27 protein-coding genes are annotated in these 26,245 nt (G+C 60.9%); 9 read left to right on the top strand and 18 right to left on the bottom strand.

The features are described from left to right. Window positions 1-660: hypothetical protein (locus ABH939_RS30525; protein WP_404650620.1), on the top strand; the 660-nt coding region annotated here is incomplete at its 5' end. Between the two features lie 437 nt (window positions 661-1,097). Here the strand turns inward: ABH939_RS30525 and ABH939_RS30530 are convergent. The 9 genes from ABH939_RS30530 to ABH939_RS30570 form a co-directional block, all read right to left on the bottom strand. Continuing rightward, window positions 1,098-3,254 (bottom strand): heavy metal translocating P-type ATPase, encoded by a 2,157-nt coding sequence (locus ABH939_RS30530; RefSeq protein ID WP_404650621.1) that lies wholly within the window; start codon window positions 3,252-3,254, stop codon window positions 1,098-1,100. Next, entirely contained in the window at window positions 3,247-3,633 is a 387-nt protein-coding gene (locus ABH939_RS30535) for a DUF3703 domain-containing protein (protein WP_047270586.1), read from the bottom strand. The genes ABH939_RS30530 and ABH939_RS30535 overlap by 8 nt, the downstream gene beginning before the upstream one ends. A gap of 26 nt (window positions 3,634-3,659) precedes the next feature. After that, complete coding sequence (locus ABH939_RS30540) at window positions 3,660-3,989, bottom strand: helix-turn-helix transcriptional regulator (protein WP_030538015.1); 330 nt, start codon at window positions 3,987-3,989, stop codon at window positions 3,660-3,662. A 323-nt stretch (window positions 3,990-4,312) separates the two neighbouring features. Beyond that, window positions 4,313-5,032 (bottom strand): TIGR02206 family membrane protein, encoded by a 720-nt coding sequence (locus ABH939_RS30545; RefSeq protein WP_151096995.1) that lies wholly within the window; start codon window positions 5,030-5,032, stop codon window positions 4,313-4,315. An 83-nt stretch (window positions 5,033-5,115) separates the two neighbouring features. Then, window positions 5,116-5,535: a ubiquinol-cytochrome c reductase iron-sulfur subunit gene (locus ABH939_RS30550; RefSeq protein WP_151096993.1), complete on the bottom strand. Its 420-nt coding sequence runs from the start codon at window positions 5,533-5,535 to the stop codon at window positions 5,116-5,118. Continuing rightward, window positions 5,532-6,794, bottom strand: a complete 1,263-nt coding sequence (locus ABH939_RS30555; RefSeq protein WP_241064929.1) for a ZIP family metal transporter — start codon at window positions 6,792-6,794, stop codon at window positions 5,532-5,534. The genes ABH939_RS30550 and ABH939_RS30555 overlap by 4 nt, the downstream gene beginning before the upstream one ends. Continuing rightward, window positions 6,791-7,852 carry a multicopper oxidase domain-containing protein gene (locus ABH939_RS30560; protein WP_151096991.1) on the bottom strand — a complete coding sequence of 354 codons (1,062 nt, stop codon included), beginning with the start codon at window positions 7,850-7,852 and terminating at the stop codon, window positions 6,791-6,793. The genes ABH939_RS30555 and ABH939_RS30560 overlap by 4 nt, the downstream gene beginning before the upstream one ends. A 246-nt stretch (window positions 7,853-8,098) precedes the next feature. After that, a complete protein-coding gene (lspA, locus tag ABH939_RS30565) occupies window positions 8,099-8,626 on the bottom strand; it encodes a signal peptidase II (protein WP_151096989.1) in 528 nt (175 codons plus the stop codon). Further along, window positions 8,623-9,543, bottom strand: coding sequence for a cation diffusion facilitator family transporter (locus ABH939_RS30570; RefSeq protein ID WP_003944635.1), 921 nt, complete (start codon window positions 9,541-9,543; stop codon window positions 8,623-8,625). Before ABH939_RS30570 ends, lspA begins: the two co-directional genes overlap by 4 nt. A 179-nt stretch (window positions 9,544-9,722) precedes the next feature. Between ABH939_RS30570 and ABH939_RS30575 the strand changes: the two genes are divergently transcribed. From ABH939_RS30575 to ABH939_RS30600, 6 genes are all read left to right on the top strand, one after another. Then, the gene (locus ABH939_RS30575; RefSeq protein ID WP_151096987.1) at window positions 9,723-11,651 is read left to right on the top strand and encodes a bifunctional copper resistance protein CopD/cytochrome c oxidase assembly protein; all 1,929 of its coding nucleotides are present in this window, start codon (window positions 9,723-9,725) and stop codon (window positions 11,649-11,651) included. A 143-nt stretch (window positions 11,652-11,794) separates the two neighbouring features. After that, window positions 11,795-12,673 (top strand): M23 family metallopeptidase, encoded by an 879-nt coding sequence (locus ABH939_RS30580; protein ID WP_241064928.1) that lies wholly within the window; start codon window positions 11,795-11,797, stop codon window positions 12,671-12,673. Window positions 12,674-12,705: 32 nt separating this feature from the next. Beyond that, window positions 12,706-13,065 (top strand): BlaI/MecI/CopY family transcriptional regulator, encoded by a 360-nt coding sequence (locus ABH939_RS30585; protein WP_011133443.1) that lies wholly within the window; start codon window positions 12,706-12,708, stop codon window positions 13,063-13,065. Further along, window positions 13,066-14,016 carry a M56 family metallopeptidase gene (locus ABH939_RS30590; protein ID WP_151096985.1) on the top strand — a complete coding sequence of 317 codons (951 nt, stop codon included), beginning with the start codon at window positions 13,066-13,068 and terminating at the stop codon, window positions 14,014-14,016. Between the two features lie 117 nt (window positions 14,017-14,133). Continuing rightward, a complete protein-coding gene (gene ctaD / locus ABH939_RS30595) occupies window positions 14,134-15,891 on the top strand; it encodes a cytochrome c oxidase subunit I (protein WP_151096983.1) in 1,758 nt (585 codons plus the stop codon). Window positions 15,892-15,919: 28 nt separating this feature from the next. Then, window positions 15,920-16,456 carry a hypothetical protein gene (locus ABH939_RS30600; protein WP_223304456.1) on the top strand — a complete coding sequence of 179 codons (537 nt, stop codon included), beginning with the start codon at window positions 15,920-15,922 and terminating at the stop codon, window positions 16,454-16,456. A gap of 131 nt (window positions 16,457-16,587) precedes the next feature. Here the strand turns inward: ABH939_RS30600 and ABH939_RS30605 are convergent, their stop codons facing one another. The 3 genes from ABH939_RS30605 to ABH939_RS30615 all read right to left on the bottom strand — a co-directional run bounded on the left by ABH939_RS30605 (window position 16,588) and on the right by ABH939_RS30615 (window position 18,231). Then, window positions 16,588-16,779 (bottom strand): antitoxin, encoded by a 192-nt coding sequence (locus tag ABH939_RS30605; protein WP_047270593.1) that lies wholly within the window; start codon window positions 16,777-16,779, stop codon window positions 16,588-16,590. A gap of 148 nt (window positions 16,780-16,927) precedes the next feature. After that, window positions 16,928-17,578 (bottom strand): vitamin K epoxide reductase family protein, encoded by a 651-nt coding sequence (locus ABH939_RS30610; protein WP_052959927.1) that lies wholly within the window; start codon window positions 17,576-17,578, stop codon window positions 16,928-16,930. Then, window positions 17,575-18,231 (bottom strand): DsbA family protein, encoded by a 657-nt coding sequence (locus ABH939_RS30615; RefSeq protein WP_151096981.1) that lies wholly within the window; start codon window positions 18,229-18,231, stop codon window positions 17,575-17,577. The genes ABH939_RS30610 and ABH939_RS30615 overlap by 4 nt, the downstream gene beginning before the upstream one ends. 183 nt (window positions 18,232-18,414) lie before the next feature. Between ABH939_RS30615 and ABH939_RS30620 the strand changes: the two genes are divergently transcribed. Both ABH939_RS30620 and ABH939_RS30625 read left to right on the top strand, forming a co-directional pair. Beyond that, window positions 18,415-18,957, top strand: a complete 543-nt coding sequence (locus ABH939_RS30620; RefSeq protein ID WP_241064927.1) for a copper resistance CopC family protein — start codon at window positions 18,415-18,417, stop codon at window positions 18,955-18,957. 42 nt (window positions 18,958-18,999) lie between these two features. Then, window positions 19,000-19,935, top strand: coding sequence for a cytochrome c oxidase assembly protein (locus ABH939_RS30625; RefSeq protein WP_054827426.1), 936 nt, complete (start codon window positions 19,000-19,002; stop codon window positions 19,933-19,935). Between the two features lie 59 nt (window positions 19,936-19,994). Here ABH939_RS30625 and ABH939_RS30630 read toward each other — a convergent pair whose 3' ends face one another. From ABH939_RS30630 to ABH939_RS30655, 6 genes are read right to left on the bottom strand one after another with little or no spacing between them, the layout of a single operon-like run. After that, window positions 19,995-20,738: a DUF305 domain-containing protein gene (locus tag ABH939_RS30630; RefSeq protein WP_064113085.1), complete on the bottom strand. Its 744-nt coding sequence runs from the start codon at window positions 20,736-20,738 to the stop codon at window positions 19,995-19,997. Further along, window positions 20,731-21,531 carry a DUF3105 domain-containing protein gene (locus ABH939_RS30635; protein ID WP_047270598.1) on the bottom strand — a complete coding sequence of 267 codons (801 nt, stop codon included), beginning with the start codon at window positions 21,529-21,531 and terminating at the stop codon, window positions 20,731-20,733. Before ABH939_RS30635 ends, ABH939_RS30630 begins: the two co-directional genes overlap by 8 nt. A 60-nt stretch (window positions 21,532-21,591) precedes the next feature. Beyond that, window positions 21,592-23,193 carry an apolipoprotein N-acyltransferase gene (gene lnt, locus ABH939_RS30640; protein WP_054827437.1) on the bottom strand — a complete coding sequence of 534 codons (1,602 nt, stop codon included), beginning with the start codon at window positions 23,191-23,193 and terminating at the stop codon, window positions 21,592-21,594. Continuing rightward, window positions 23,190-24,821: a cytochrome c biogenesis protein ResB gene (locus tag ABH939_RS30645; RefSeq protein WP_054827427.1), complete on the bottom strand. Its 1,632-nt coding sequence runs from the start codon at window positions 24,819-24,821 to the stop codon at window positions 23,190-23,192. Before ABH939_RS30645 ends, lnt begins: the two co-directional genes overlap by 4 nt. After that, window positions 24,818-25,627, bottom strand: a complete 810-nt coding sequence (locus tag ABH939_RS30650; protein ID WP_047270602.1) for a cytochrome c biogenesis CcdA family protein — start codon at window positions 25,625-25,627, stop codon at window positions 24,818-24,820. The genes ABH939_RS30645 and ABH939_RS30650 overlap by 4 nt, the downstream gene beginning before the upstream one ends. Next, window positions 25,624-26,238, bottom strand: a complete 615-nt coding sequence (locus tag ABH939_RS30655) for a TlpA disulfide reductase family protein (protein WP_047270604.1) — start codon at window positions 26,236-26,238, stop codon at window positions 25,624-25,626. The genes ABH939_RS30650 and ABH939_RS30655 overlap by 4 nt, the downstream gene beginning before the upstream one ends. Window positions 26,239-26,245: the final 7 nt, after the last annotated feature.

Here is a 26,245-nt window from a genome sequence, read left to right on the forward strand (position 1 = left end):
GCGGGACTCACCAGTAAAGTTTCCGTGCGCCAGATTCGTACCGAAATCGGCAAAGAAGGCTTACGGCAAGCAGCTGTCGACGCCGGGAGAAAGCCACCCTCTGACCGAACATTGCGTCGCTGGGCGCAGCAAGGACGAATCCCGCACCCCGACGTCACCGAACGTGCCAGGCGGCGAGTCGCCATCGAACGCCTCGGTGGAATCGATGCAGTCGCACAGAAAATTGGACGTTCACGCTCTGCGGTCTCTCGGTACCGTTCCGGCGAAACGAACGAACTGCGCGCCGATGCGAAAAAGAAACTCAAAAACGTCAAAGCTCGCGACATCATGGACCGCGCCGGCGTCCTACGACCCGACGGGCAACCCAAAAAGGCCACCATCCGAGTCCGCGGGGGAGTGTCCGTCCGCAACGGCTCCGAAGAAGGTTACGACTATCGAGTGCGTACCCTCGATTTCGCGAACTCCGACAGCCCCTTCAGTCTCGACGAAACACGAGAACTCGCCATGGCTTTGGCCAACGACGATCATGCCCGGGTGGTTGCCATCCTCGAACGTCACGCCACGATGGACTACCCCGAAAACAAGGGCTTCGACCAGTACGGCGACACTTTCGGATTTCACTTCGATTCCATCGAATCCGTACACATCGACTGGACATAGATAGGTCATTGCGATCGGACCTCGCCGATCCGATGGCAGCCCCAATTGGTCTGGATAGGCGGTTGCGTACAAGGTAGATTCACGTGAACGCGAGAGCCTCGTCACGCTCTTGCCAGCACGTACTCGGTGTTCGACAAGCACGCAACGTAAGTGCTTGGAAGTTGGTGGCGGGCAATGCGACGGGATTTCGGACCATCGGGATCCGGGAGAAAATCGCCTAATTCGACGGAATATGGCGCGATACAGTCCTTCTCGAACGCCGGACAGCAGCGCATTCCTGATTTTCTGAACCGTCAATCGAAGCATTTTCGGCAACCGATCCGTCATATGTGATCAGTGACTCGAAGCAGCGCTTAGTGCGAGTGCCGAGGGATGGCGAGCGGGTTGATGAGTCACGATTCCCGCCGGTCTAGGCGGTTCCTCGTGGCAGCCGGATGTCACGTTCCGCGTTGGTGAGTCTCTATCGGCTCCGGATCAGCGGTTTCACAACAAGAGCAACCGCCGTCGGATTCGCCGTCGGCTTTCGTGGGGTGCGGCGTAGTCAGCGTCAACATGGTGGGTGGTGTGCCTTCGTGTTTGTTCAGTGTCAGTGGTGCAGGTGCAGGTGTGCAGCAGGCGTCACCGAGATCGTGACGTGACGGCGGCATGCTTACGTTCAACTGGCCTGTTGTGCGCGGAATCTCAGGTTGGCCGGGAAGTGGCGTGGTGCGGGCGGCGCGAATAGCGTTTGCGATGACGAGGACTTCGGCGAATTCGTGGACGAACACCACGGTGGCGAGTCCGAGGACGCCGGTGGCGGCGAGCGGGATGAGGACGCCGATGATGGCCAGGGAGAGTCCGATGTTCTGCAGCATCACGGCCCTGGCGTGGCGGGCGTGAGCGAGGACTTGCGGCAGGTGCCGCAGGTCTTCACCCATGAGTGCGATGTCGGCGGTTTCGATGGCGACGTCGGTGCCCATTGCGCCCATGGCGATGCCGACGTTCGCTGTGGCCAGGGCGGGGGCGTCGTTGACTCCGTCGCCGACCATCGCAATGCGGCGGCCTCCGGAGATCTCGTGGAGGAGTCGGGCTTTGTCTTCGGGGAGCAGTTCGGCATGGACGGTGCCGATTCCGGCTTGCTCCGCCAGGGCCTGTGCGGTGCGGTAGTTGTCACCGGTGAGCATGGCTGTTTCGATGCCGAGTGCGGTAAGTTGGCGGATCGCTTCGGGTGCTTCGGGCCGCAGTTGGTCGCGGACGGCGATCGCCGCGATCACCACGCCGCCGCGTTCGACGAGGACGACGGTGGCACCATCGCGCTGCAGGCGGTCGACGTCGGCGGCTAGGGCGCCGGGTTCGACCCAGCCCGGTTTTCCCAGCCGCAGCACTATGCCGTGGTGTGTGCCGTGCAGTCCGTGTCCGGCGACGGCGGTGACGTCGTCGGCTGGTTCGATGGTCCCGGTGGCTGCGAGGATCGCTCGGGCGAGTGGGTGTTCGCTGCGAGATTCGAGTGCAGCTGCGGCCGAGAGTGCTTGTTCGCGGGTAGTTCCGGGTGTGGTGACGACGTCGATGACTTCGGGTGCTCCGGCGGTGAGGGTGCCGGTCTTGTCGAGGGCGACCACCGTGATGCGGCCGAGTTCTTCGAGTGCCGCTCCGCCTTTGACGAGGGCGCCGTTGCGGCTTGCGGCACCGATCGCCGCCACCACCGACAGCGGCACGGAGATCGCGAGTGCGCAGGGTGATGCAGCGACGAGTACCACCAGTGCGCGTTCGATCCACAGCATCGGATCACCGAGGAGTGCGCCGATTCCGGCGACCAGCGCGGCGAGGGCCATGATTGCCGGTGCCAGGGGGCGGGCGATGCGGTCGGCGAGGCGTTGGCCGGACCCCTTGCGGTCCTGGGCTTCTTCGACGATGTGCACGATCCGAGCGAGTGAGCTGTCGGAGGCGCGGGCGGTGACGTCGACTTCGATAGCTCCGCCGCCGTTGATCGCCCCGGCATGGAGTTGATCGCCCGGTCCGGCTTCGACGGGGACTGATTCGCCGGTGATCGCGGACAGGTCCAGGCTGGTGGTGCCGGCGGCGATGGTGCCGTCGGTGGCGGCGCGTTCGCCGGGGCGCACGATCATGCGGTCACCGACGGCCAGCTCGTCCGGTTCGATCGTGACTTCGCGGCCGCCGCGCAGGACGGAGACGGTCGGGGGCACCAAGGCGAGGAGTGCTCGCAGGCCACGGCGGGTTTTGGTCACGGCATAGTGTTCGAGGCCTTCGGCGATGGAGAACAGGATTCCGAGCATCGCGGCTTCGTTGATCTGGCCGAGTGTGATCGCGCCGATGGCGGCGATCGTCATCAGGGTTCCGACGCCGATGCGGCCGTGGCGCAGATTCCGCAGGGTGTTCGGTACGAAGGTCGATGCCGCGATGATCGCGGCGACGAACGCTACGGTTGCGCCGGCGGCGTCGGCGCCGGCGCGTCCTATCAGCCAGGAGATCGCCAGTAGAAGCGCTGCTGCTGCGGCTATCTGCAGGTCGCGGACATGCCAGAGTCGTTGCTCACTCTCGTGCACCTCGGTGGCGTCTTGCGCGCTGGGGTCTGGGCCGCAGCATGCGTCAGCCATGAGTGCTCTCGGCTGCAGCACCGGTATCTTCGGTGTTGCTGCGCGCTAGCAGTTTCTGTATGTCAGTCGGGATCGGCATCGGTGTCATCAGCCCGACGGCAGTGCGTCCGGTGTTGCCGACCGGATACCGCCCACTCAGCGATCCGGGGGCGGCGACCACAGTGCGGAGGACTTGACCGAGTGCTTCGCGTCGATCATGTTGCCGCAGCGCTAGGTTGAGCATCGAGAGGTGGTTGCGGGTATGCAGCCACGGATGTGGCTGCGAGAGGATATGGGCGCGTTCGAGGTGACTCCACCGGATCGCGTCGTCGGACGCGGTGTGCGCGGAGGACATTTCACGCTCGTACAGTGCGCGAACTGCGGTGGTCGGCGTAGACATGGCGGTTCTCCCTATTCGTGACACGGTCAGCAGCAGCCTTCGGCATCCGATTTCGGGCACAGAGTGGGGTCGACGGCGAGGACGAGGTCCATCAGCTGGCCGAGGGTGTCCCCGATCCGTGGATCGGCCAGCTCGTAGCGCGTTCGGCGGCCCTCGGGGACGGCGACGACGAGTCCGCATCCGCGCAGGCAAGCGAGGTGATTCGAGAGAATCTGACGCGAGACCCCGATCTGGTCGGCGAGGTCCGACGGATACCCCGGGGTCTCCCGCAGGCTGAGCAGTACCTGGGTTCTCGTCGAGTCCGAGAGGGCGTATCCGAATCTTGACAGTGCGTCCCGATGCAGCAAGGTATCCATATCAACCATAATACAGAAAATGATGAATACAGGAAAAAGTGAATAATCTGCGGTATGTCGACAGACGACTCTCGTTATAGGTGTCGACGATGGGATCAAGCACGTGCCGACGAACTCGCGTGGGTGAAACTCCGAGGCGCCGCGAGTCGCCGATCGGAGCGTGCGCCGCCCACCGGATCCACATACCGGTTGAGCAATCACATCTGCCGCTCTCGTTGGCCTGCCACTGGGCTGCCCGGCAGTTCTGTTGGGCGGGACTCTGTGCAGATTGTTGTTGTGAAAGCAGTTCAGTGTCAGGGGTGCGAAGGTCGAGCGAGGGCGGGCTAGCCCATAGGTTGATCCGCGGCATCCTTGTCGAGACTCCCGTCTCTCTCCCACGGCCACGTCATCAGAGCCCAGATGACGAATACGATCGTCATCCCAGAAAACAGATACACCGGCCACGGACCCATCAGATCCAGCAGCGATGCGGTGGAAGGTTTGGCGTTGAGAAAGCCGTAGTTGGTATCGGCGACGCGATTGAAGATGAAAGTGACTATCGCCCATGTGAGCGTGACCAGCACCGCGAGGCGGTAGCTGCGCCATGTAGGTCGCATTCTCCGGCCCCACGTGAGATAGATCGCGGCCCAGACGGCAAACAGGTGAATCGCCCAGAAGGCAAGAAACTCGTAACCGGGGAAGTTTGGCCCGGCCAGAGCCGGTGAAATCAACGCCTGCGTACTCAATACAAGCCCCCAGTAGTAGGTGAGGGCGAACGGCCAATGTCGGTGCGACCACAATGCGTAGATCGCGGACACTGTTGCGAGATCGGTGAGTTGTAGGGGTACGGATCCTCCTAGCGTGGGCGAGGACAGCGAGTAGAGCACCGCCGAGCCGTATATCACCGCCAGTATTCCGCCGAGGACGCGGCTGAGGTGGCGAGCTTGCACCTCGGTCTGTCTGCGTCCCGCCCAGATCAGAAACACAGAACCCACGACAAACAGAGCGATGACGGCCCAATGCGATAGGCCGTACGCCGAAAACTCGGGTTGCGCAGAGTACACATCTCTCACTTCCTCGGCGCCGCCGAACGCACTGCTCCGTGACAACCTTCGCACTGTTCCAGTTCGGAAGTGCCGTTCTCCGGTTAGTTGACGATGATCGTGTCCCCAGTGAGAGAAAGGGGGTAACTGTGTAGGGACTTCTGAGCCGGTCTTTGCACGACCGAGCCATCGACGATGGAGTATCGGCTGCCATGACATGGGCAGTTGATCGTTCCATCGCTGACCTCGGAGACTACGCATCCCTGGTGGGTACATACCGCAGAGAAGGCTTGGAACACGCCTTCCTGCGGCTGGGTGATCACGACTTGCTCATCCGCCAGAATGACTCCGCCGCCGACAGGAACCGCTGATATCGGAACCTCGGCACTGCCCAGGGTTACGCCGGGTGCCTTGCTGTCGTTCTGGGTGCTACATCCGGCGACGGCGAGACAAGTTGTTGCGCAGGCTGTTAGGAGGACCGTTCGGCGCCCGACCTTGATGTCGGATGGATCGATCGTGCTCATGCGGGGACCACCAAACCAGTGAGAAACATCAGGAGTATTCCGACGCCGACGCCGACGAGGACCATAGGATCCAGGTCCGAGCGGCCTTGTGTGCGCAGGGACGGTGCAATTTGGATGACGACTTGAATGATTGCCCCGACACCGACTCCGAGCAGCAACGCAGATACTTCACGGTTGTCGACGCCCGCCCCGATAACAGCACCGAGGATTGCCGGCGCACCCGCGATCAATCCCAACCCCAACAAGGTCAGTAGGGGGGTGCGTCGCCGAGCCAACGGTGCGATGATCGCGAGCCCCTCTGTTGTGTTGTGCAGGGTGAATCCGATAACGAGGAACGCGCCGAGCGCAAGCTCACCTACCGCATACGCGGATCCGATCGCGAGGCCTTCTCCGAGATTGTGCAATCCGATGCCGATGGAAATCATCAGTGCCAGTCTGAGTTCGGATGCGCCTGTCGTGCCGACTCGGCGTCTTCCGCGCAGGTATCGGTCGATGCATGTGAGCGTCAGGAAGGCGATCGCCGCGCCGAGAGCGACGAGAGTGCCGCCGCCGAAGGCTCCGCTCGAGGCTGCTGCCAGTTTGAACCCCTCGCTCGTGCCGTCGAAGATCAAGAAGGCGAGCAGACCGATCGTGACGGCCAGCACGAATCTGACTGCCCTGACGCCGGCGCGCCGCATCACAGGCAGCAAGAGCATCCCGAGCAGGACCGGGATGATTCCGACGTATGTGCCCAATAGGGCCATCAAGCCGAAGAACGCCACTCCAGGGGCGGGAGTTGCTACGGCAGCGGGAATTTCGTGTTCGATGACCAACCCTGTGGAGGTGAGCATCGAGACGAGGTAGGGCTGGCCGGTGATCCACGGGTAGTCGAGGGTGATTGTCTGGGACTCGAGTCTGCCGATGGGATCTGCAGCTCCTACCAAATCGACGAATGTGTCGTTCACGGCAACTTGCGCGACGGTCACCGCGTCGGGGCCGGTGTTGCGTAGCGTCAACGTGATTCGGCCTGGTTCGAGGGCCGTTCGTTCGACGGAGATGTTCTCGATCGGTGGGCCGGTGCGTTTGGGGAGACTTTGTCCTGCGAGCATTGCCAGCGCAGTCAGGGCGATGACGATGATCGCGAGCACTGCGGCGCCTCGGAGCCAAAGGCCGGTGCGCGATGCGTGGCTTTGATCGGACTCTGTCTGCGCGGAACCCGCAGCGCCAAGGGAATTCTCATGAGTGCTCGTCTGAGGGGGAGGATCCGGGGTGCCGGTCATTCGGTCACCTCGAAGAATCCCATCCAGCCCAGATCTGCGAATTCGGTTTTGTGGGCGTGGAACATGTACTTGCCTGGGTAGGGAAAGCGCAGTTCGCATATTCCGCGCTGACCTTGGGCCTGGATGATCGTGTCCGTGAATTCGCTGGGCTCGAGGCGTGTCCCGGTCGGGTAGTAGTCGAAGAAGTTTCCGTGTAGGTGGAAGCTGTTGATCGGGTCGTATTCGAGGATGTTGACCAGATAGATGCGAACCAGTTCGTCTCGTTTCACCTGTACTGGTTCGTGCATGTAATGGAACGGGATGCCGTTGACGGCGTAGAGCTGGTTTCCTTGCCCGTCGAATGTGGTGTTGTAGCCGTGCATCACCATCACCATTTCGTCGGCCACAGGGCGTCCCTGAGCTGGATCGACGATGAATGTGCCGTACATGCCGCGGGCGATGTGCTCTGCGAGTGGGTTGACGTGGCAGTGATAGAGATGCAATCCGAAAGGGGTGGCATCGAATTCGTAGATGAATGATTCGCCCGGCTCGATGATTCCCCTGCCCACCCCGGGAATTCCGTCCATTTCAGCGGGATGGATTCCGTGAAAGTGCATCGTGTGTGGGTGCGCGGAACCGTTGACGAACTTCACTCGGAGCCGGTCTCCCTCACTGCATCTCAACGCGGGGCCCGGAATACGGGAGTTGAAGGTCCACGCCGGAAAATAGACTCCGGGTGCTACCTCGATCTCTTCGTCGGCTGCGAAGATCTCCCACTCGCGTAGCGTTCGACCGTCAGGCAATTCGGAGGTCGTCCCGTAGTCGAAGTCCCGCAGCATTGCCGTGGGATGAAACCCGTTGGCAGTGTGGTTCACCTGCTGACCGGCCCGAAAGGTCGCACCGCTCGTGCCGCCGTGACGGACTCCGCCGTCTCCGTCAGGTGCGGCGGTACCCGGGTTGGTGTTTCCGGGATGCTCGGTAGGCGATGCGTCCGCTACTCTTCCTGCGTTCATCAGGAGTCCGGCTGATCCGGCGAGCGCCCCACCGATCAACAATTGGCGCCGCGAAGGCGCGCTCATGGCCACCCGACCGAAGCATCGACATTCCTAACAGTCACGAGAGTCACACCTCAAAGTTTGTCATGCCAAACTTTATTTTCATAGCCCCCAAACTATCCGAACGGATTTGACCGAAACCGGGCGGGCCTCGCGAATTTTCGACGAGTGGGGGCGTCGTGGTTTCGCCACCTCGAACCGCAGAAGTTCGAAGAGATGGACTGCTTTCCCTGCCGACAGCGTTCCGGCTCCCTCCTCGCCCGAGTCAGGTCACACGGATTGCGGACGCTGAATCTCACGTTCGGACCCGCGCGAGGATTCGAACAGCAGCGACACGACGACCAGGATGAATCCACAGGTGAGGTAGGTATCGGCAAGATTGAAGGTGGGCCACCAGCCGGTGTGGAAGTAGTCGGTGACCTTCCCGTCGAGGGCTCGGTCAACCACGTTGGAGGCAGCTCCGGCGACAATCAGAGCGAAACCGATCACAGCCACCCCACGACTTTGCGGGACACTCCGCCAGGCGTATACGGCGATTCCAACGGTGGCGAGAGCGGTAAAGGCGATGATGACGGCACTCGGCAGCTGATTACCCAGGCTGAAGGCGACACCACTGTTGTATGCCAGCCTCAATCTGACGACGCCCAGATCCATCTCGTTGACCCCGGACAGGTGCTTCCGCGCAACGGGCTCAATCGTCAGGGCGACGACGACCGAAACGAGCACCGTCGTAGCGAAGAGAATTCGTTTCTTGTGATGGGGGGATTTGTCGTTCGTGGTCACCTCGTTGGTACTCACCACGGAAGCTCCTGGCAACGCCCGTCACCCGCGGCGGGTTCTACCTGCAGGGTCGCGTGTACGAGATTGAACTGGGTGGCCAACAGATCCTGGGCAGCAGCGAGAACCTTGGTCGGATCGGACTCCTCGTCGATCGTCAAATGCGCCGACGCAACTTCCATGCCCGATGTGAGCGTCCAGATGTGAAGGTCGTGGGCGTCCTTGACTCCGGGGATCCCCTGCAAGGCTTGCGTCACCTCGGTGATGCTCACGCCGGCGGGGGCGTGCTGGAGCAGGATCCGCAGGGCATGGCGGCCGAGATTGTATGCACGCGGTAGGACGAACAAGCCGATCGCAACACCGATCACCGGATCCGCATACCGCCATCCGAAGATCAGTGTGACCAATCCGCTGATCAGGACTCCAACGGACCCGAGCATGTCCGCCATGACCTCGAGATAGGCGCCCCGGACGTTGATGCTTTCCTTCGCCCCGCTGCGAAGCAGCAAGAATGCCGCGATGTTCATCACGAGGCCGACGACAGCGACAATGCTCACCGGGAGCCCAGGGACCTCAGGCGGATCGGAAAGCCGACCGAGAGCTTCGTAGAGAACCCATCCGGCGACACCGAACAGGAGTAGGGCATTGAACAAGGCAGCGAACACCTCCGCCCGGTACATACCGAACGTGCGATCCGGGCGCGATCGCGCTCTTTGCGCAAGCAAGATAGCGGTCAATGCCATGAGGATGCCGAACACATCGGTGAAGACGTGTGCGGAGTCGGAGAGCAGGGCGAGCGATGACGTGGACAACCCCACGATGACTTGCGTGACGAACGTGACCAGACCGAGCCCGACGGCTATCCATAATTTGCGGACATGTTTACCCGATGCACTCGCAGCCTGTTCCGCAACGCCGTGCCCATGACCGTGACCCATCTCGATATGCCCTTCTCGCCGATGATTGGAGCGTCGTATTCTCATATGCGCATATTTGCCAACGAGAGAGTTTCAGTAAACCCTGGCTGAAGCACCCATGCAACTATCCGTCATAGTATTTTGGTCCGGAGCACCGATCGCGCGGGCGAGATCCACAATGCTGAGAGGTCCACCCGCAAATGATCGAAACCGAACCGTCCGGCACCGATACTCTCGTCGTCGGACGACCCATACGGAAAGTATTGGGATGGGGTGTCATAGCTGCAATCACTGCGGCGGCATTGGCGCGCGCATCAACTTCCGAGGCGCTGCGATTGCTCGGACTTCCAGATCCGGGGCCCTTGACGATTTACGGACTCCCGGCGGTGATGGCGTTCGGCGAGGTTGCCGCCGTGATGACCGTAGGCAGTCTACTTTTGGCTGCCGTTCTCGTTCCGCCTCAAGCCTCAGGTGTACTCGATGTCGACGGATATCTGGCGCTACGAACCGCAAGCGTCGCCGCCGCTATCTGGGCGGTATGCGCGGCGCTGCTCGTTCCACTCACCCTCTCGGACAGTTCAGGCCAACCTCTCTCCGTCGTGTTCGCCGATCCAGGGCTGTTCGCTCGCGCGATTTCGGACATCGATGTCACAACTGCATGGGCATGGACCGCAGGACTCACACTCGTGCTCGCGATTGCGTGTCGTCTGACCCTGCGATATTCATGGACACCGTTACTCCTCGCATTCGCTTTGTTCAGCCTGCTCCCCAGGGCATTGTCGGGTCACTCCTCCTCGGGCGGATCCCACGACATCGCCACGAACAGTTTGGTTCTGCATATCCTTGCGGCGTCGATCTGGATGGGAGGAATAGCGGCTCTCGTGCTGCATGCCCGCAGAAAGGGGAGCTATCTCGACTTCGCCGCGCGCCGCTTCTCGGCCGTGGCACTCATGGCGTTCGTCGTCATAGCGATCAGCGGTGTGGTCAACGCTGCCGTGCGGGTGCCGCTCACCGCGGTGTGGAGTAGCACCTACGGTGTCTTGATTCTTGCCAAAGTCGCCGCCTTGGTCCTCACCGGACTGGCAGGTTGGCGCCAAAGGAAAATCGCGATCGCCGAACTGACGAAGGACCCTAGCGACGGTCGCACCTTCATTCGTCTGGCAGTGGTGGAGTCGGTCGTTCTCGCAGTAACCGTCGGTATCGCCGTCGCCCTGGGCCGCACGCCGCCCCCGGCGCCCACGGAACGACAGGATCCGAGCAGAGTCGAGGAGGTACTCGGGTATGCGCTCGATGGCGTACCGACTGCGGGCCGCTTGCTCGTCGACTGGCGATTCGATCTCATTTTCGGAACTCTCGCCGTGGTGTTGGCTGCGTGCTACTTCGTCGGCATTTTTCGCCTCCGGCAGCAGGGCGTGCAGTGGTCGACGTGCCGATCGGTCAGCTGGGCTCTGGGGTGCCTTGTGTTGCTTGTCGCAACATCGTCGGGAGTGGGTAGGTATGCACCCGCAGTGATGAGTGTGCATATGGCCGCAACGTCCGCCGTGGCGGTCCTTGCTCCACTTTGTCTGGTCCTGGGCGCCCCGTTCACGCTGTTCAGGCTCTCCGTTCGACGATCGTCCGGAGATGCGCCCGGGCTGAGGGAATGGGCGCAAAGCGTGTACAGAGGCTCCTGGTTCCGATTCGTGTCCCAGCCCTACGTGATTGCTGTGATTTTCGTCGGAGCCCTGCCTCTCCTTTACCTGGGAGGGATGTACAGCGCTGTCGCCGGCTCGCACGTCCCCCACCTGGTGATCAACGGAACCCTGCTGATCTGCGGTTTCATGTTCTTCTGGGTCATGGTCGGCGTCGATCCCTTGCCGAGACGAGCGAGCGCCGCGATCAGGACGACCCTGCTCCTGGCGGCGTTCCTGGCCTACGGGGGCCTCGCAGCAGCACTGATCACCACTGACACGGTGATTGCCGATCAGTACTTCACATCGTTGCAGCGCGGCTGGCTCGACGACCTCGCACGAGATCAACGGTTCGGCGCCGGACTGATACTCGCGATCGGAGCAATACCCCTGGCAATCGCGACAGGGCTTCTCCTCAAACGCGTGCTGCTTGCCGAGATGTCACCGCGCGGCAGATGAGTAGGAGAAGGTGCATTTGCAGCGGGGCGTCTCGTCGACATTCTGAATTTTGTCAACGCTCGCCCAAAAACTATGCGAAATAGTAGTACGCTGTCTGGGACCGTCACCATTCTGTGACCTTCCGCGACGCAAGGAATGCGATCTTGGCCCGACACCGCAAGCCCGACACCGACGATCTCGACTGCCCACTTCGGGAAAGCTATCTTTTCGACACGCCACCCAGCGATCGCGACCTGCCAGTCGACACGATTTATATCTCCACCGCATCTGCAGTCGACCGTGAATCCGTCGCTGGAAGCGTTCAGGCGCGACGCGGTGGCGCTCATCGCCGACAGCCCCGCAATCGTCCTGGTGGACGGGCTTTGGTTCTCTCGGTCGCCACCGGCGCTTTGCTTGCCGCCGGCACATCCGCCTCACATGCATCGACAGGGAGCGTCAGTGCTCCCGTCGAGCTCGACCAGCAACCGCTGGCACCTCTCGAGCAGGCACTGGCATCGGCTCCGGAAATTCTCCAGGTTCCCAAACTGGCCGATCTGGGGAGGCTGGCCGAACAGTTGGCTCGAGGTACCGAACGCGACACCGATCGCGCTTCGAGAGAGGCAGCTGCACGCCAACCGCTGACGATGGCTCCTGTCAGCGGAACATTGACGTCGAACTACGGACCGCGTTGGGGGTCGACTCATTACGGGTTGGACATTGCCAATGAGATTGGTACACCTATCGTGTCCGTGACCGACGGCACGGTACTCGAGTCCGGACCTGCGTCGGGTTTCGGACTGTGGGTCCGTATCCTCCAGGATGACGGGACGATCGGGGTCTTCGGGCACATCAACGAGACTCTGGTAACCGCGGGTCAAAAGGTGCGTGCCGGAGAATTGATTGCGACGGTAGGAAACAGGGGACAATCAACAGGGCCACATCTGCATTACGAGGTGTGGCAGGCAGACGGTCAGAAGGTCGATCCTATGGCATGGTTGGACGCGCGCGGGGTGCAGATCCAGCCTCCGGCCATCAGTGACTGATGCAATCGACGATTTCCGAAGGGGGAAGGAAGATGAAGAGACTCGGCGGGCTCGAATCCGAAGTGATGGATCTCCTGTGGGATGCAGACGAGCCGCAGTCTGTGCGGGATCTGGTCGACCGCTTCGAGGGCGGCGCCCCGAAGGCATACACCACGATCTTGACCGTCGTGACGCACCTTCACGAAAAAGGGTGGGTGCAGAGGGAAAAACGAAGCCGCGCGTACATCTATTCGCCATCGCGTAGCCGCGATGAAGCTGCCTCGCTGGCCATGCGCGAATTACTCGACAACAGCAATGACTCTGTTTCAGCGCTTCTGCACTTCGCGCAAAACGTCTCCGATGACGAATACGAGGCACTGCGGCGAGCACTGGATCACGGCAAGGTTCGGTAGATGACTCTCGCTGCAGTCCTCTTTCTCGGGGCGGTGCTCATCGGAGCGTTCATGCCCAAGGTTTTGCGGCGTTTCGAATCGACCACTTTGGCTCCTGCAGCGATTCTCGCGGCATGGATCGGCAGCATCGCAGGTCTGGGGTTCTTTGCCGTATCGGCAGTAGCGATCCTTCTGTGGCCGAGCCATGCGCCGGCCGAAGGACTCTCCGAGGCCCTTGTGCGATGCTTCACTGCCTTTCAGCACGCGATGGCCCCGTGGATCGGGGAAGTGCTCGCTGTCGGCGGAGTTGCGGTTACCGCGCTCATCGCCGCTCGCAGCTTGTTCTTGGCTCATCGGCAACATAAGGGCCGAGCGAAGGTCCGCGACTACCACCGTGATGTCGTATCGATCATCGCCCGCGCAGATCCGGCTTCGGATGATGTTCTCTGGCTTGATCATCCGATGCCGATGGCCTACAGCGTCGCTGGATGGCCAGGGTTCGTCGTAGCGACCAAAGGTCTTTCCGATTGCTTGACCGCATCCGAGCGTGAAGCGGTGATCGCCCACGAGCGGGCACACTTGCGAGGTCACCATCACCGAATCATCAATGTGTGCGAAGTCTTCGCGAAGGCGCTGCCGGTGATCCCGCTGTTCAAAGCGGCCCCTGTTGCGGTGCGGCGGCTGGTCGAGCTCGCTGCCGATGATCGGGCCGCACAGGCCACCAGCCCCGATGCCGTCAGGTCGGCGTTGCGCGTGGTGGCGACGTCGCCGCTACCTCAGCCGGTGTGGACTCTCGGGCTCGGTGACGACGAGATCTCGGTGCGCTTGGTCAGGCTGCAGACGGATTCCCGGATTCGCGGCACCAAACTGGTCTGTATCTCTGCAGCGGTGCTCCCGATGATCGTTCCCGTCATCGCCGCGTTGACCACCATGGTCGTCTTCTCTGCGTCCGCTCATGCCCTCGTGACCTGACGGCAGTCCGAAAGGGTGGCCGAGGCGCCACCCGAACCCAAAAACTATGCAACGTAGTATTTGGGTTATGCTTCTGTCGCACACTCTATTTGCGTCTCGACAGGAAGCGGGCTGACTATGACCGCAATTGCATCACCCCCGATCCCCGCCCGGCCGTACCCCGCGCGTAGAGCGCCGAAGGGATCGGTGCTACGGAATCTTGTTACGACGACCGATCACAAGACGCTCGGCTTGATGTATTTGGTGACTTCGTTCGCGTTCTTCCTCGTCGGAGGACTCATGGCATTGATCATGCGTAGTGAACTGGCGATTCCGGGCATGCAATTCCTGTCGAACGAGCAGTACAACCAACTCTTCACCATGCACGGCACGATCATGCTCCTGCTGTACGCGACACCGGTGGTGTTCGGATTCGCCAATTTCGTTCTCCCCCTACAGATCGGTGCGCCGGACGTCGCCTTCCCGCGACTGAACGCTTTCAGCTACTGGCTGTACCTTTTCGGCGCCCTCATCGCTACAGGCGGGTTCGTCACCCCCGGTGGTGCCGCAGATTTCGGCTGGACGGCCTACACACCTTTGAGTTCGGCGGTCAGCTCACCCGGGGTCGGTGCGGATCTCTGGATTGTAGGACTTCTCGTCTCCGGTCTCGGCACCATTCTCGGCGCGGTCAACATGATCACCACCATTGTCTGCCTACGCGCTCCGGGTATGACGATGTTCCGCATGCCGATCTTCACCTGGAACATCTTCATCACCTCGGTCCTGATCCTGTTGGCGTTCCCGCTGCTGACGGCGGCGCTCTTCGCACTGCTCTACGATCGTCGCCTCGGAGGCAACATCTTCGACCCGGCGAATGGCGGAGTCCTGTTGTGGCAGCACCTGTTCTGGTTCTTCGGTCACCCCGAGGTGTACATCATCGCGCTGCCGTTCTTCGGCATCGTCTCGGAGATCTTCCCGGTCTTCAGTCGTAAGCCGATCTTCGGCTACAGCGGCCTGGTGTACGCAACGTTGGGTATCGCGGCGCTGTCGATCGCGGTGTGGGCTCACCACATGTACGCAACCGGCGCTGTCCTGCTGCCGTACTTCTCGTTCATGACGTTCCTGATCGCCGTGCCGACAGGTGTGAAGATCTTCAACTGGATCGGCACGATGTGGAAGGGGCAGTTGACCTTCGAGTCGCCGATGCTGTTCTCTCTCGGATTCTTGATCACCTTCCTCTTCGGTGGTCTGTCCGGTGTATTGCTGGCCAGCCCTCCACTGGATTTTCAGGTCACGGATACCTACTTCGTGGTCGCCCACTTCCACTACGTGGTCTTCGGTACGGTCGTGTTCGCCACGTACGCCGGCATCTACTTCTGGTTCCCGAAGATGACCGGTCGCATGATGGACGAGCGCCTCGGCAAGTGGCACTTTTGGACCACATTCGTCGGCTTTCACATGACGTTCCTCGTTCAGCACTGGCTCGGTGCCGAAGGTATGCCGCGTCGTTACGCCGACTACCTACCCGCGGACGGGTTCACCACACTCAATACAGTCTCGACCATCGGTTCCTTCATTCTCGGAGCATCCACCCTCCCGTTCATCTGGAACGTCTTCAAAAGCTACCGATTCGGCGAAGTTGTCACTGTCGACGATCCGTGGGGATACGGAAACTCGCTGGAATGGGCAACGACCTGCCCACCGCCGCGCCACAACTTCACCGAGTTGCCGCGCATCCGCAGCGAACGCCCCGCGTTCGAATTGCATTACCCGCACATGGTTGCTCGGATGCGAGCAGAAGCACACGTCGGGGCCGGTCACCGGACGGAGACGAGTTCATCAGAATCGGAGAAGGTACTTACCGCATCCACGTCCGATGATGACGAGAAGAATTAGCTCGGCGGCCATACCGATGGGAAAGTCAATGTCAACACGAACAATGCCGGTGGTCATCGTCCCGGCAACAGATACCGCTGCCGCCCTACTCACGGACTGGTTGATTCGAGACGTACTGCCGACCGCTCTCGACGGCGGCGTGGCGAACCATGCTGGTGCCCGGTTGCGGACTTTGCCACCGGTATCTCGTCGCCACATCCGGCACCCCCGCAAACTTCGGGTTCACACCCGTCGAGTCAGCGAAGTAATCGCCGCAATCGAGAATCATCTCCAGACCGGAGCGGATTTCGTTGACGCAGAGCGGACCTTCATGCGTTCCACCACTGTCCTTCCAGACCCCGTGCTGAACGCCGCGGCCAGTATCAGTGGCGCAGTGATGGATATCGGGAGTTCCGCGGCGGCATTGGCGAATCGTGCCCTCCTTCTCGTTCCGACGACAATCGAGTCGTCGGAAGCGGCGCTCTCGACGCAATCGAGGGTAACCGAATCCTATTACGCCCTCCTTGCGCGGCTGTGGCACAGAGATTTTCACGCGAGTATCGTGATTCCGCAGACCGAACCCTGAGCGCTCCTCGCTTCGGTGTGCTGTCACGAGGGGGGCACACCGAAGCGAGATTATTCGCGCTCTCGACGCCGATTCTCAGTCGTACGGCGTGGAGACCAACGAGCAATCAGGCGGCAAGGCAAAGAGAGTCGCTACTTCTTCGGAGGAATCGCTCTCTTTGCCGCAAGCGCAGCCCTCCGGATCTGGCTGGTCAGTTTTCCACCGGTCTTGGCTTCGGCAGACGCGGCGGTTTTGTCGATCGCGTTTTCGATCTTGTCTGCGTTCTTCGAGGCAGCCTCCTTGCCCTTGTCGACTAGCGCTTTCGCTGCACCCATGAATTTCATATTCGTCTCCTTCTCCTGGCCTCATCGCCCTCTACTCGGGAGGGTTGCGGATCTAAAAACTAAGATCCATAGTAGTTGAGTTGAAGGTTGACTGATCGTGCAACAGTTGGCCGAGTGCGACGGCGTTGGCAGATTTTCGTGGGACTCGTCAGACCAGTGTCGACCAGTAGTCCCAGAATGCGCTGAGAATCATGCTCGCGACGGACACGATCCAGATAGTAAGCACGAGAGTGTGTTTCTCGGTGCCGACGGTCACGATTCGCGAGGAGGTCGACGCGCTACGAGCACCTAGATGCAAAATGGCATACCAGAGGGCTGTCATCGTCACCACCCACACGACCATGCAGTACGGACACAGTGCCTGGATTCTGTACAGGCTTTGGAAAATCAGCCAGTGAACCAGCACCGCTCCGGTGAGCAAGCCGATGACGATACAGCGCCAATACCACTGAGGTAGTGCCTTTGCGGCGGTGAGGGTCACGATTCCCGTGGTCAGTAGGACGGTGAACCCGACTATACCGAGGATCGAATTCGGGAAACCGAAGATCGAGGCTTGTGGAGAACTCATCACCGATCCACAACTGAGGACGGGGTTGATGCTGCAGGACGGGCGATATGAGGGATCCGCGAGAAGCTGAAACTTCTCGATAGTCAGTATCAGAGACGCCGCCAAGCCGAGAGCGCCTGCTGCAGTGAGAATCCATCCGACGACATAGGGGGAGCACACTTTCGGGGCCGAGTCGACAGTCGGAGGTATACCAGTGTCGACGTGGGCACCGCGTGCTCCCGTTGATGTCATTGGGCCAGCGCTGCGTCGATGCGAGCGGTGAGATCGTCATATGTCGGCATGGACGGCAACTGGACGCCGTTGAGGAACAGCGCCGGTGTGCCCTGCACGCCCAGGTCGATACCTTCGTTGAAGTCCCCTTCGACACGCTCTGCGACTGCGGGATCATTCATATCTGCTTCGAAGGTCGCCATGTCGAGTCCCAGATCCTGGGCGAACGTACGGAAGAGGGCTACTTGAGATTCGGACGACTCGCCCCACTGGGTCTGCGTGTCGTACATTCGCTGGTACATCTCCACGAACTTCCCTTGCCTGGACGACGCTTCGACGACTCGCGCCGCGAGTCGACTGTTCGTGTGACTGGGAATGGGGAAGTACCGTACACCGAACGTGATGCGGTCAGCGTACTCAGCACGTATCCGCTCCATCGTCGGATACATCGCCAGGCATGCCTCGCACTCGAAGTCGAGGAATTCGACCAGAACGACATCGTTGTCCGGCGCAGAGGAAAGTAGATGCGTGTCGTCGCGAAGAACCGATGCGTCCGAAGCGCTGGCGCTGTTTGTCTCCCTCCCGCTGCGGTTGCCGAGCAACAGCGCGCCGAGGACGACAGCGAAGACAGCTATCAGGGCTATCGAGAATTTCGCGTTGGTGGTCAACTTCATGGATCCGCCTACCTGGTCGGTGTTCGTCGATGCGTGCAACCTTCCGGCCACCACACAGCCCTGAATACTATGCAACATAGTAGTCGGAGGTATTGTCTCAGCGAAGTGCGGTGTGCATCGATCGCCGGACTCCGCACCTCGATGGTGTGAGCCGAGTAGGAGGAACAGATTTTGAGGCGTGCAATGGTTGTGCTGCTGGTGGCTGCGGGGTGTGCGCTCATAAGCGCAGGCACCGCGCAAGCACACAGTGCACTGGTCGGATCGACTCCATCCGCCGACGCAGTTCTCGACACTGCGCCGAGTTCGGTGGAATTGGTTTTCAATCAGGAGATTCAGACGAGTTTCGCGAACGTGACCGTCAGTGCGGCCGACGGGACGCAGGTCGGAGCCGGGGAGCCGTCGGTGCAGGGAGAGCGCGTTTCTCTCGTGACGAGCGGTCAGATGTCGTCTGGCACTTACACCGTTGGTTACCGGGTGATCTCTGAGGACGGACACCCGATCACGGGGTCGTACTCCTTCACCTTGAACGCGGCGACGAACAATGCGGCGCCGCTTCCCGGAGGTGCAACACCTCCGGCAACTGTTGCGCCGTCGGCGGCGACCGCCGATGCCGACTCCGACGACGGATCCCCACTGTTGTTGCCGATTCTCGGTGGCGCAGTGGCAATCCTGTTCGTGATCGGGATGGTCATCGTTCTCCGCGGAGACAAGCGCTCGAAGCGCTGAGATGTTACAACACAGTACGAGCGGGGAGGGACCACGTAGGTGATGGACTGGATACGTTTACCCGAGGCCGTGCCTTCGTTCGGAGCAATGGTGGGGTGGGCGCCGCAGCCGCTCCCGGTCCTACCACTGATCGGAGTCCTACTGGCAGCGTGGTATGGCTGGGGTGTCTACCGGGTGACGTCTTCCGGTCGGGTGTGGCCGTGGACGAGGACGGCCAGCTTCCTCTTCGGCTGTATATTGCTGATCCTGGTCACGGGGCTCGCCGTCGAGGGCTACGGGTACGAACTCTTCAGTATCTGGATGTTCCAGCATTTGACCTTGTCGATGGCGATTCCACCACTGCTCGTTCTCGGCAGCCCAGGTCTTCTCCTGCTGCGCTCCACCCCTCACACAGGGTGGGGAATTCCGATCCTCAAGCTGGCATTGACGGCACTCAGAAGCCGGACGGCGAAGATTCTGCTACACCCCGGCGTCACGATTCCACTGTTCCTGTTCAGCTACTACGGCATCTACCTCTCGCCGGTATTCGACCTGGTGGCGTCGTCCTGGGTCGGTCACACAGGCCTGGAGCTCTTCTTCCTGGCCACTGGAGTGTTGTTCATCGTTCCGGTGCTCTCATCTGGGCCGTTGCCCGTCAAGCAAAGCAACCTGGGTCGATGTTTCGACCTCTTCGTCGAAATGCCTCTCCATGTTTTCATCGGCGTGATCCTGATGATGGCAACCTCGCCACTCCTGAGTACCTTCACCAATCCGCCGGCGTCCTGGAACGTCGATCTGATGGCCGATCAACAAATGGCGGGGGCTTTGGCATGGTCGTACGGAGAACCCGTCGCGTTGATCATCATGGTGGTTTTCGCGATGAGGTGGAATCGCGACGAGACCCGCACCAACGCCGCCGTCGACAAAAAGGCCGCCAGGGACGGTGACGTCGACCTCGAGGCCTACAACGAATTCCTCAAAACCCTTCCCCGTCGATGACTGCTCTCGGCATCTCGATGATCGGGTTCGGCGGATGCGACGGTGTGTGAGATGAGTGGTCAGTTCATCGGGATCGGTTGGGCACCTCTCACTGCGAGCAGTTCTCGCAATGCGGTCGATTCGGCCTGCTGTGTAGCGGCGATCTGTCGAGCAAGATTTGTCACGACGGGGAGATCGGCATTGTCAGCGGCGTATTGGGCCATCGGAATTCCCCCTTGATGGTGGCGCAACAGTAATTGCAAATAGCGAATCTCAAATGCCGGTCCGGTCAGGGTGCGTAGTTCCGCGAGTTCGGCGGGAGAAGCCATTCCCGGCATCGCGACTGATTCAGTTACGCCGGAATCACTTTGTCCGGTGCTCATGCCGGGCATCGAGTGATTCATCGCCGAGGAAGTCGAGGGCATCCACTCCATATACTCGCCCGTGCTCCGGGCGGGTCGATCCCAGAGGGACAGCCACCCCTGCATCATTCCTATCTGACTTTGCTGAGTAGTGACGACGTCGTACGCGAGCGTACGGATAGCGGGGTCGGCAGTGTTCACCAATGCGAGGGACGACATCTCGACCGCTTGCCCGTGGTGAACCGACATGTCCTGCGCGAAGCCGACCTCCACTGCGCCGACGGCTGGGACCCCCTGCGAGGTGTTCTCGATCCGCCCCTTTGCCCACAGGCCGATGATGATTCCGATCAACAGAGCGATGACAATACCGACCACCAACACTGCGGCCGGCGTGGCATGGCGTTTGCCCGATGAATCGGATACCGACTCGGATTGAATCGATACCGCCTCGTGTTCAACCATTTTCGCGACTCCTCGTGATCGCCGGCGCAGGTGGGGTCGTTGCTGCGGGAAGACCAGTGGCTGACTGCTCCGACGCTGCGGGAATCGCGTCAGGGCCTGGCGGAGATGCGTCGAAGGGGAAAGGAGCGTTCGGGTCGAATCCTCCCGGGACCGTTGCACAGCTGGCACCGGCCTCTGGATGGGTGTTCGGGTTCTGTTTGAGGGCGGTGATGAATTTTGCGATACGGGGGTCGTCGACGCTGTCGACTTTGAGTTGGTGCCCCCACGACTGAATCGAAACGGGGGAATCGATGCCAGGGAACGGTGACATCAGGGAATACGGCTTACCGTTGACTTGGGAGGTAAGGGCGTCGACGTCGGACGGATTCAACGAGTCGGGGTTGTAGGCAATCCAGACCGCACCGTGCTCGAGTGAATGCACCGCATTCTCAGTGCGTATCGGCTCCGGGTAGACGATGCCTGTGCATGTCGCCCAGTACTGATCGTGCGCTCCTCCCAAGGGGGGAGTTTGATCGTATGCAACGCGCTGAGGCGCTTGAATATGATTGCCGGCCGCGTATTCGATTTCGGTTACCCCTTCGATGGACAGCGAGGGGTCCGGGTTGTCCGCGCTCGGAGCGTATTTTTGTGCTTCGGTCCTCTCGATGGCCTTGGGCACCATGTTGTAGGCGATGACCGAGACCAGGCCGGCGATAATCAGGACTGCGATCGATATCGACCACGGAAAACTTCGGCCACCGGGCACCCCACCGCCGCGGGGGCGGGGTGTGTTCTTCTTGCGGTTCTTCGACATTGGTGGACTCGTTCCCTTGCGCGCTGGCACCGACACTGAATTACTATCAATCATAGTAATTCATGGTTTCGTTCTTCTGCCGAGACAGAAGCGGTACGCGCCCCCGAAGAGAGATGCGGCAGCGAGAGAAAGGACGATCACCGCCAGGGCGATCTCGGGAACCGCGCCCAGACGTGTTGCCGGTGTGAGATCGGAACGCAGGGCGATCTCGTCGGTCAATGCCTGTGCTGTGAAGATCTCGCTCTGTTGGCGTACCTCTCCCGTCGGCGTGATGATCGCACTGACACCGCTGGTCGCGGCGATCAACACAGTGCGACCGTGCTCGACTGCCCGCACCCGCGACATGGCCAATTGCTGAAAGGTCATCTCCGTCCGGCCGAAGGTCGCATTGTTGGTGGGAACCGCGATGACGGTGGCTCCCGCCTGGACCGACTCGGTCACCAGATCGTCGAAGGCCACCTCGTAACACGTGGCAACAGCTACCTGAACTCCGTTGAGGTCGACGACACCGTTCCCATTCCCGGCAACGAAATTGCCCGCAGAATCGGCGTACGACGACACTGCACGAATGATCGGTCGGAGCGGCAGGTACTCCCCGAACGGCACGAGTTGTCGTTTGATGTGTTGCTGGCCAGGGCCATCCGTGGGATCCCACACCATGACACTGTTGATCGATGTGCTCGCTTCACCTACGAGAACCGTACCGACCAGGATCGGTGCCCCGATCGAACGGGCTGCTCGGTCCAGTCGCTCTGCCGCATCCCGATTCACCAAAGGATCTATATCCGAAGCATTTTCGGGCCAGATAACAAGCCGTGGCCGGGCTGCGCGACCCGCCGCGACATCGGCAGCGAGCTGCTCGGTGCGGGCAACATGATTATCGAGCACCGCTCGGCGTTGGGCGTTGAAATCGAGGCCGAGTCGCGGCACGTTGCCCTGAACGACGGCAGCAGTGACGACCTCGTCAGGGGCGGCACCGGGAGAACTTGTCACCAATGCACTCACAAAGATGAGGACGACGGCAACGCCACCCTTCGCCAATGCTTGCCATCGAACACGGGAGGGTCCGGCCAGTGACCAGGCGATGAGAGTTCCGGTCAGTGCAGTCACGAAGGAAAGACCTGGCGCCCCTGCGATCGAAGCCAACGGCAGCAGCGGACTGTCCGCCTGCCCGAAGGCCAAACGCCCCCACGGGAAACCGCCGAACGGAATTCGGCTACGAAGTGCTTCGGCGGTGACCCATGCACCCGCAATCCACACCGGGGAAAGGGGAGCGCGACCGACGGCCACTGCCAGTACGCCGAACACGCCGAACGCGAGCGCTTCAATCGCCGCCAACGCCAACCAAGGCGTTGCACCGACATACGCTCCGACCCACGGCAGCAAGGGAACGAAGAATCCCAGTCCCGCGGCATAGCCGAATCCGAAACCCGCACGGAGACTGCGACCCTGGAGAACGGCGGTCAGCAGGGCGATGGCGACAGGGGCCAGAAACCACAGCGTGCGCGGCGGAAAACTGAGAAATAGCAGCCACCCAGCGCCCACCGAAAGCGCGAGACGCAAAGCGTTCCCACCGTAAAGCCGTTTGGGGCGACCACTCTTCAGGCATGCATCGAGTTCACCGTCGGCAGTGAGTGCACGTTCGGACGAAGGGACCCTCACAGGCCCGCTCCCGTAGAAGGAGAACTGTGCTGGTCCGTCCACAATTTCTCACAAAGATCGTCGAATTCGCCGCCCCACCCTGCATGATCGGTCCTCGCGAGGCCTCCGAGTTCGAGATCGACCTGCTCCGGTGCTGCCCCCGGGCGTAAACGGATCCACACGCGCCGCCTCCTGATCACGAGCGAGGTCAGAAGTCCGAGCATCATCGTGATCGCAAAGACGAGAACCCACTGTTGCGCAGGGTCGTACGACACCTGTAGATTGGCGAATTCCTTGGCCCCGTCGAACCGAACCTGTGTTCCGTCAGAGAGAGTCCGCGTCTCTCCCGGTCGAAGGTTCACACGATCTTGTTTGACCAGCCTTCCTTGGTTGATCATCTCCGTATTCAACGAGAAGATCGATTGCGGAATGCCGGTATCCAGACCCGTATCGCCCTTGTAGATGTCGATCGCGACCGCAGGATCACGTGCGTCGGGAAACGACGAAGTCAGGAGCGTCCCACTGAAGGCCGCGGTCGGCGCGAAGAGTCCCTCGATGGCAATCTGATTCTTCCGGCGCTCGTTCGGATCGGGGAACGAACCGCCGGGTGGATCGAAACGCAACGCCCCACTGCTGAGAAACGTCACCGCGTCGTCCGGTTGAAACTGCATTGTCTCGGTACGGGACTGGCCATCGGGGAAAGTGACGGTGAACTGCGGCGCGTACCCGTGGCCGGTCAGATAGACGCGGGCGCCATCGGTACGCAACGGTTCGTTGACTCGAAGACGGTAGTCCTTCCACGTATTGGTCGCGATGTCCTGCCCGCTCTGGTATGAGATGTTGGAGGTGAACATTTCGGCCTGACCAGTATCGAGATAGTCCGCGGAAAAATCGTTGACCTTGATGCAGAACGGTGCGAGACCAGTTCCGTCAGTTGCACTTCCAGCGCGAAATGAGTCGTACACAGCGGGTGAGGTGTTGCAGAATCCAGGACCACCGTCGGCAATGACGATGACCGAACCCTCGTACCCCACCAGCTTGCCGATGGCGACGGTGACGAGCAACCCGATCAACGAGAAGTGGAAAACCAGATTCCCGGCCTCGCGCAGATATCCCTTCTCCGCCGAAACCGATACTCCGGAATCATTTTCGGGATTGACTGCGATGCGCCAACCCTTGAGAGACCGGCGCACTCTCGTCAAGGCCTCGTCGTGAGAGATATCTACCTCGCCGCGGAAATGGTGCGGCAACCGGGACAGATTCCGAGGTGCCCGCACAGGCTGGCTCCTGAGTGCGCCGAGATGCGCCCGCAAGCGTGGAAACAGGCAGCCGATGAGAGAGAGAAACAGGAGAACGTAGATTGCGGTGAACCAGAAACTGGAAAAGACGTCGAACAACTCCAGCTTGTCGAACAGTGGGCCAAGGGTTGGTTGGGCCGCAATGTACTGGGACACTTTCTGCACGTTGAGATTTCGCTGAGGCAGCATTGCTCCGGGGAGTGCTGCCAGCGCCAAGAGGAACAGGAGCACGAGCGCGGTACTCATCGACGTCAATCTGCGCCAGTACTGGCGCAGCATTCGAATGCTTTCTCGGATAATCAGTCTCGGGAGGCGACGGATGCGAGCTCCCGTGGGGACACTCTCTGTCATATCGGCAACACGACCGAACTGACAAACTCGTTGCGCAACCAGCCGATGAACACGCCCCACACACCGGTGACCAGTGCCAGACCGACAGCGACGAGCATTATTCCGCCGACGATCTGAATCGTTCGTGAATGGCGTTTGAGCCATCCGACGCCTCGGAGCGCTTTCACCGACCCGAACGCCAGCACGATAAACGGTAATCCAAGTCCTAGACAGTAGGCGACGATCAGCAGCACCCCGCGCGCTGCCGTCGTGCCTTGAGTTCCGGCCGCCACCGAAAGAACCCCTGCGAGAGTGGGGCCGAGACATGGTGTCCAGCCCAACGCGAACACGCCCCCCAACAAAGGTGCGCCGGCAAGGGAGGAGATTCGTCGCGGCGCGAATCGTGCGTCTTTCTGCAGGGCAGGAATAAGGCCGATGAATGTCAACCCCATCACGATGGTGATCACCCCGCCCACACGTTGGAGCAGCGCTTCGTTGATGCGCAGGGTGCTGATCACGCCGAATACCGATGCGGTGGCGAAAACGAACACCACCGTGAATCCCGCGACGAACATCGTTGCCGCGCCTGTCACCCGCCATCTGCCTGCTGCGGGTCTCGTGGTCGCGTCTTCAGGGGTCACCGCCGGAGAATCAGCTCCGGAAATGCCGGCTAGATACGACAGGTATCCGGGAACCAGTGGCACCACGCACGGTGAGGCGAAAGAGACCAGACCGGCCAAAACGCACGCCGCTACGGCGAGCAGCAACGGACCGCTCGAGGCGGCGGTCTGGAAGCTGGACCCGATGCCTTGGGCAAAGTCGTTCACCGTTCGGCCGCCACACGCTCGATGACAGGCTGTAGATCCTCAGTGAGAAGTGCACGAAGGAACACTGCGGCGACGCGATGCTGACGATCCAACACCAACGTGGAGGGAATCACGCTCGTCGGATAGTTTCCGCCGAGCGCTATCAAGGTCCTCATCGACGGGTCGTAGATCGAGGGGTAGCTCACGTTGTTGTCGACGACGAAGTCCTGAGCTTTGTCACGTTGAGGATCTCGAACATTGATCCCGAGAAACTGAACGCCGAGGTCTTTGGTTGCTTCGTAGGCGCGTTCGAGATCGTCGGCCTCGGAGCGGCATGGGGCGCACCATTGTCCCCACAGATTGATCACGACGATCTGATCTGCGTAGTCAGTCAGTGAGATATCGTTACCGTCGGTCATAAGGTCAGGCCCGGCCAATGCGCCGATTCTATTTCGCGACTCGGGTGGGTCGTACAAGATATCGGTTTGCCCCCCAGGCGAGACGAAATCGAAGTTCGCACCCGAAGCGACCGCGTCGGTACCGCTCGCGCACCCACTTGCGGCGACGACCACCGCGGTGAGGATAGCAATGAGTGAGAGGGGATGGGCATGCGCTCGGGGGGTGCGGTGCATCCGTTGT

This window comes from Rhodococcus sp. 27YEA6, from assembly GCF_044908235.1.
Lineage (GTDB): Bacteria > Actinomycetota > Actinomycetes > Mycobacteriales > Mycobacteriaceae > Rhodococcus_F > Rhodococcus_F qingshengii.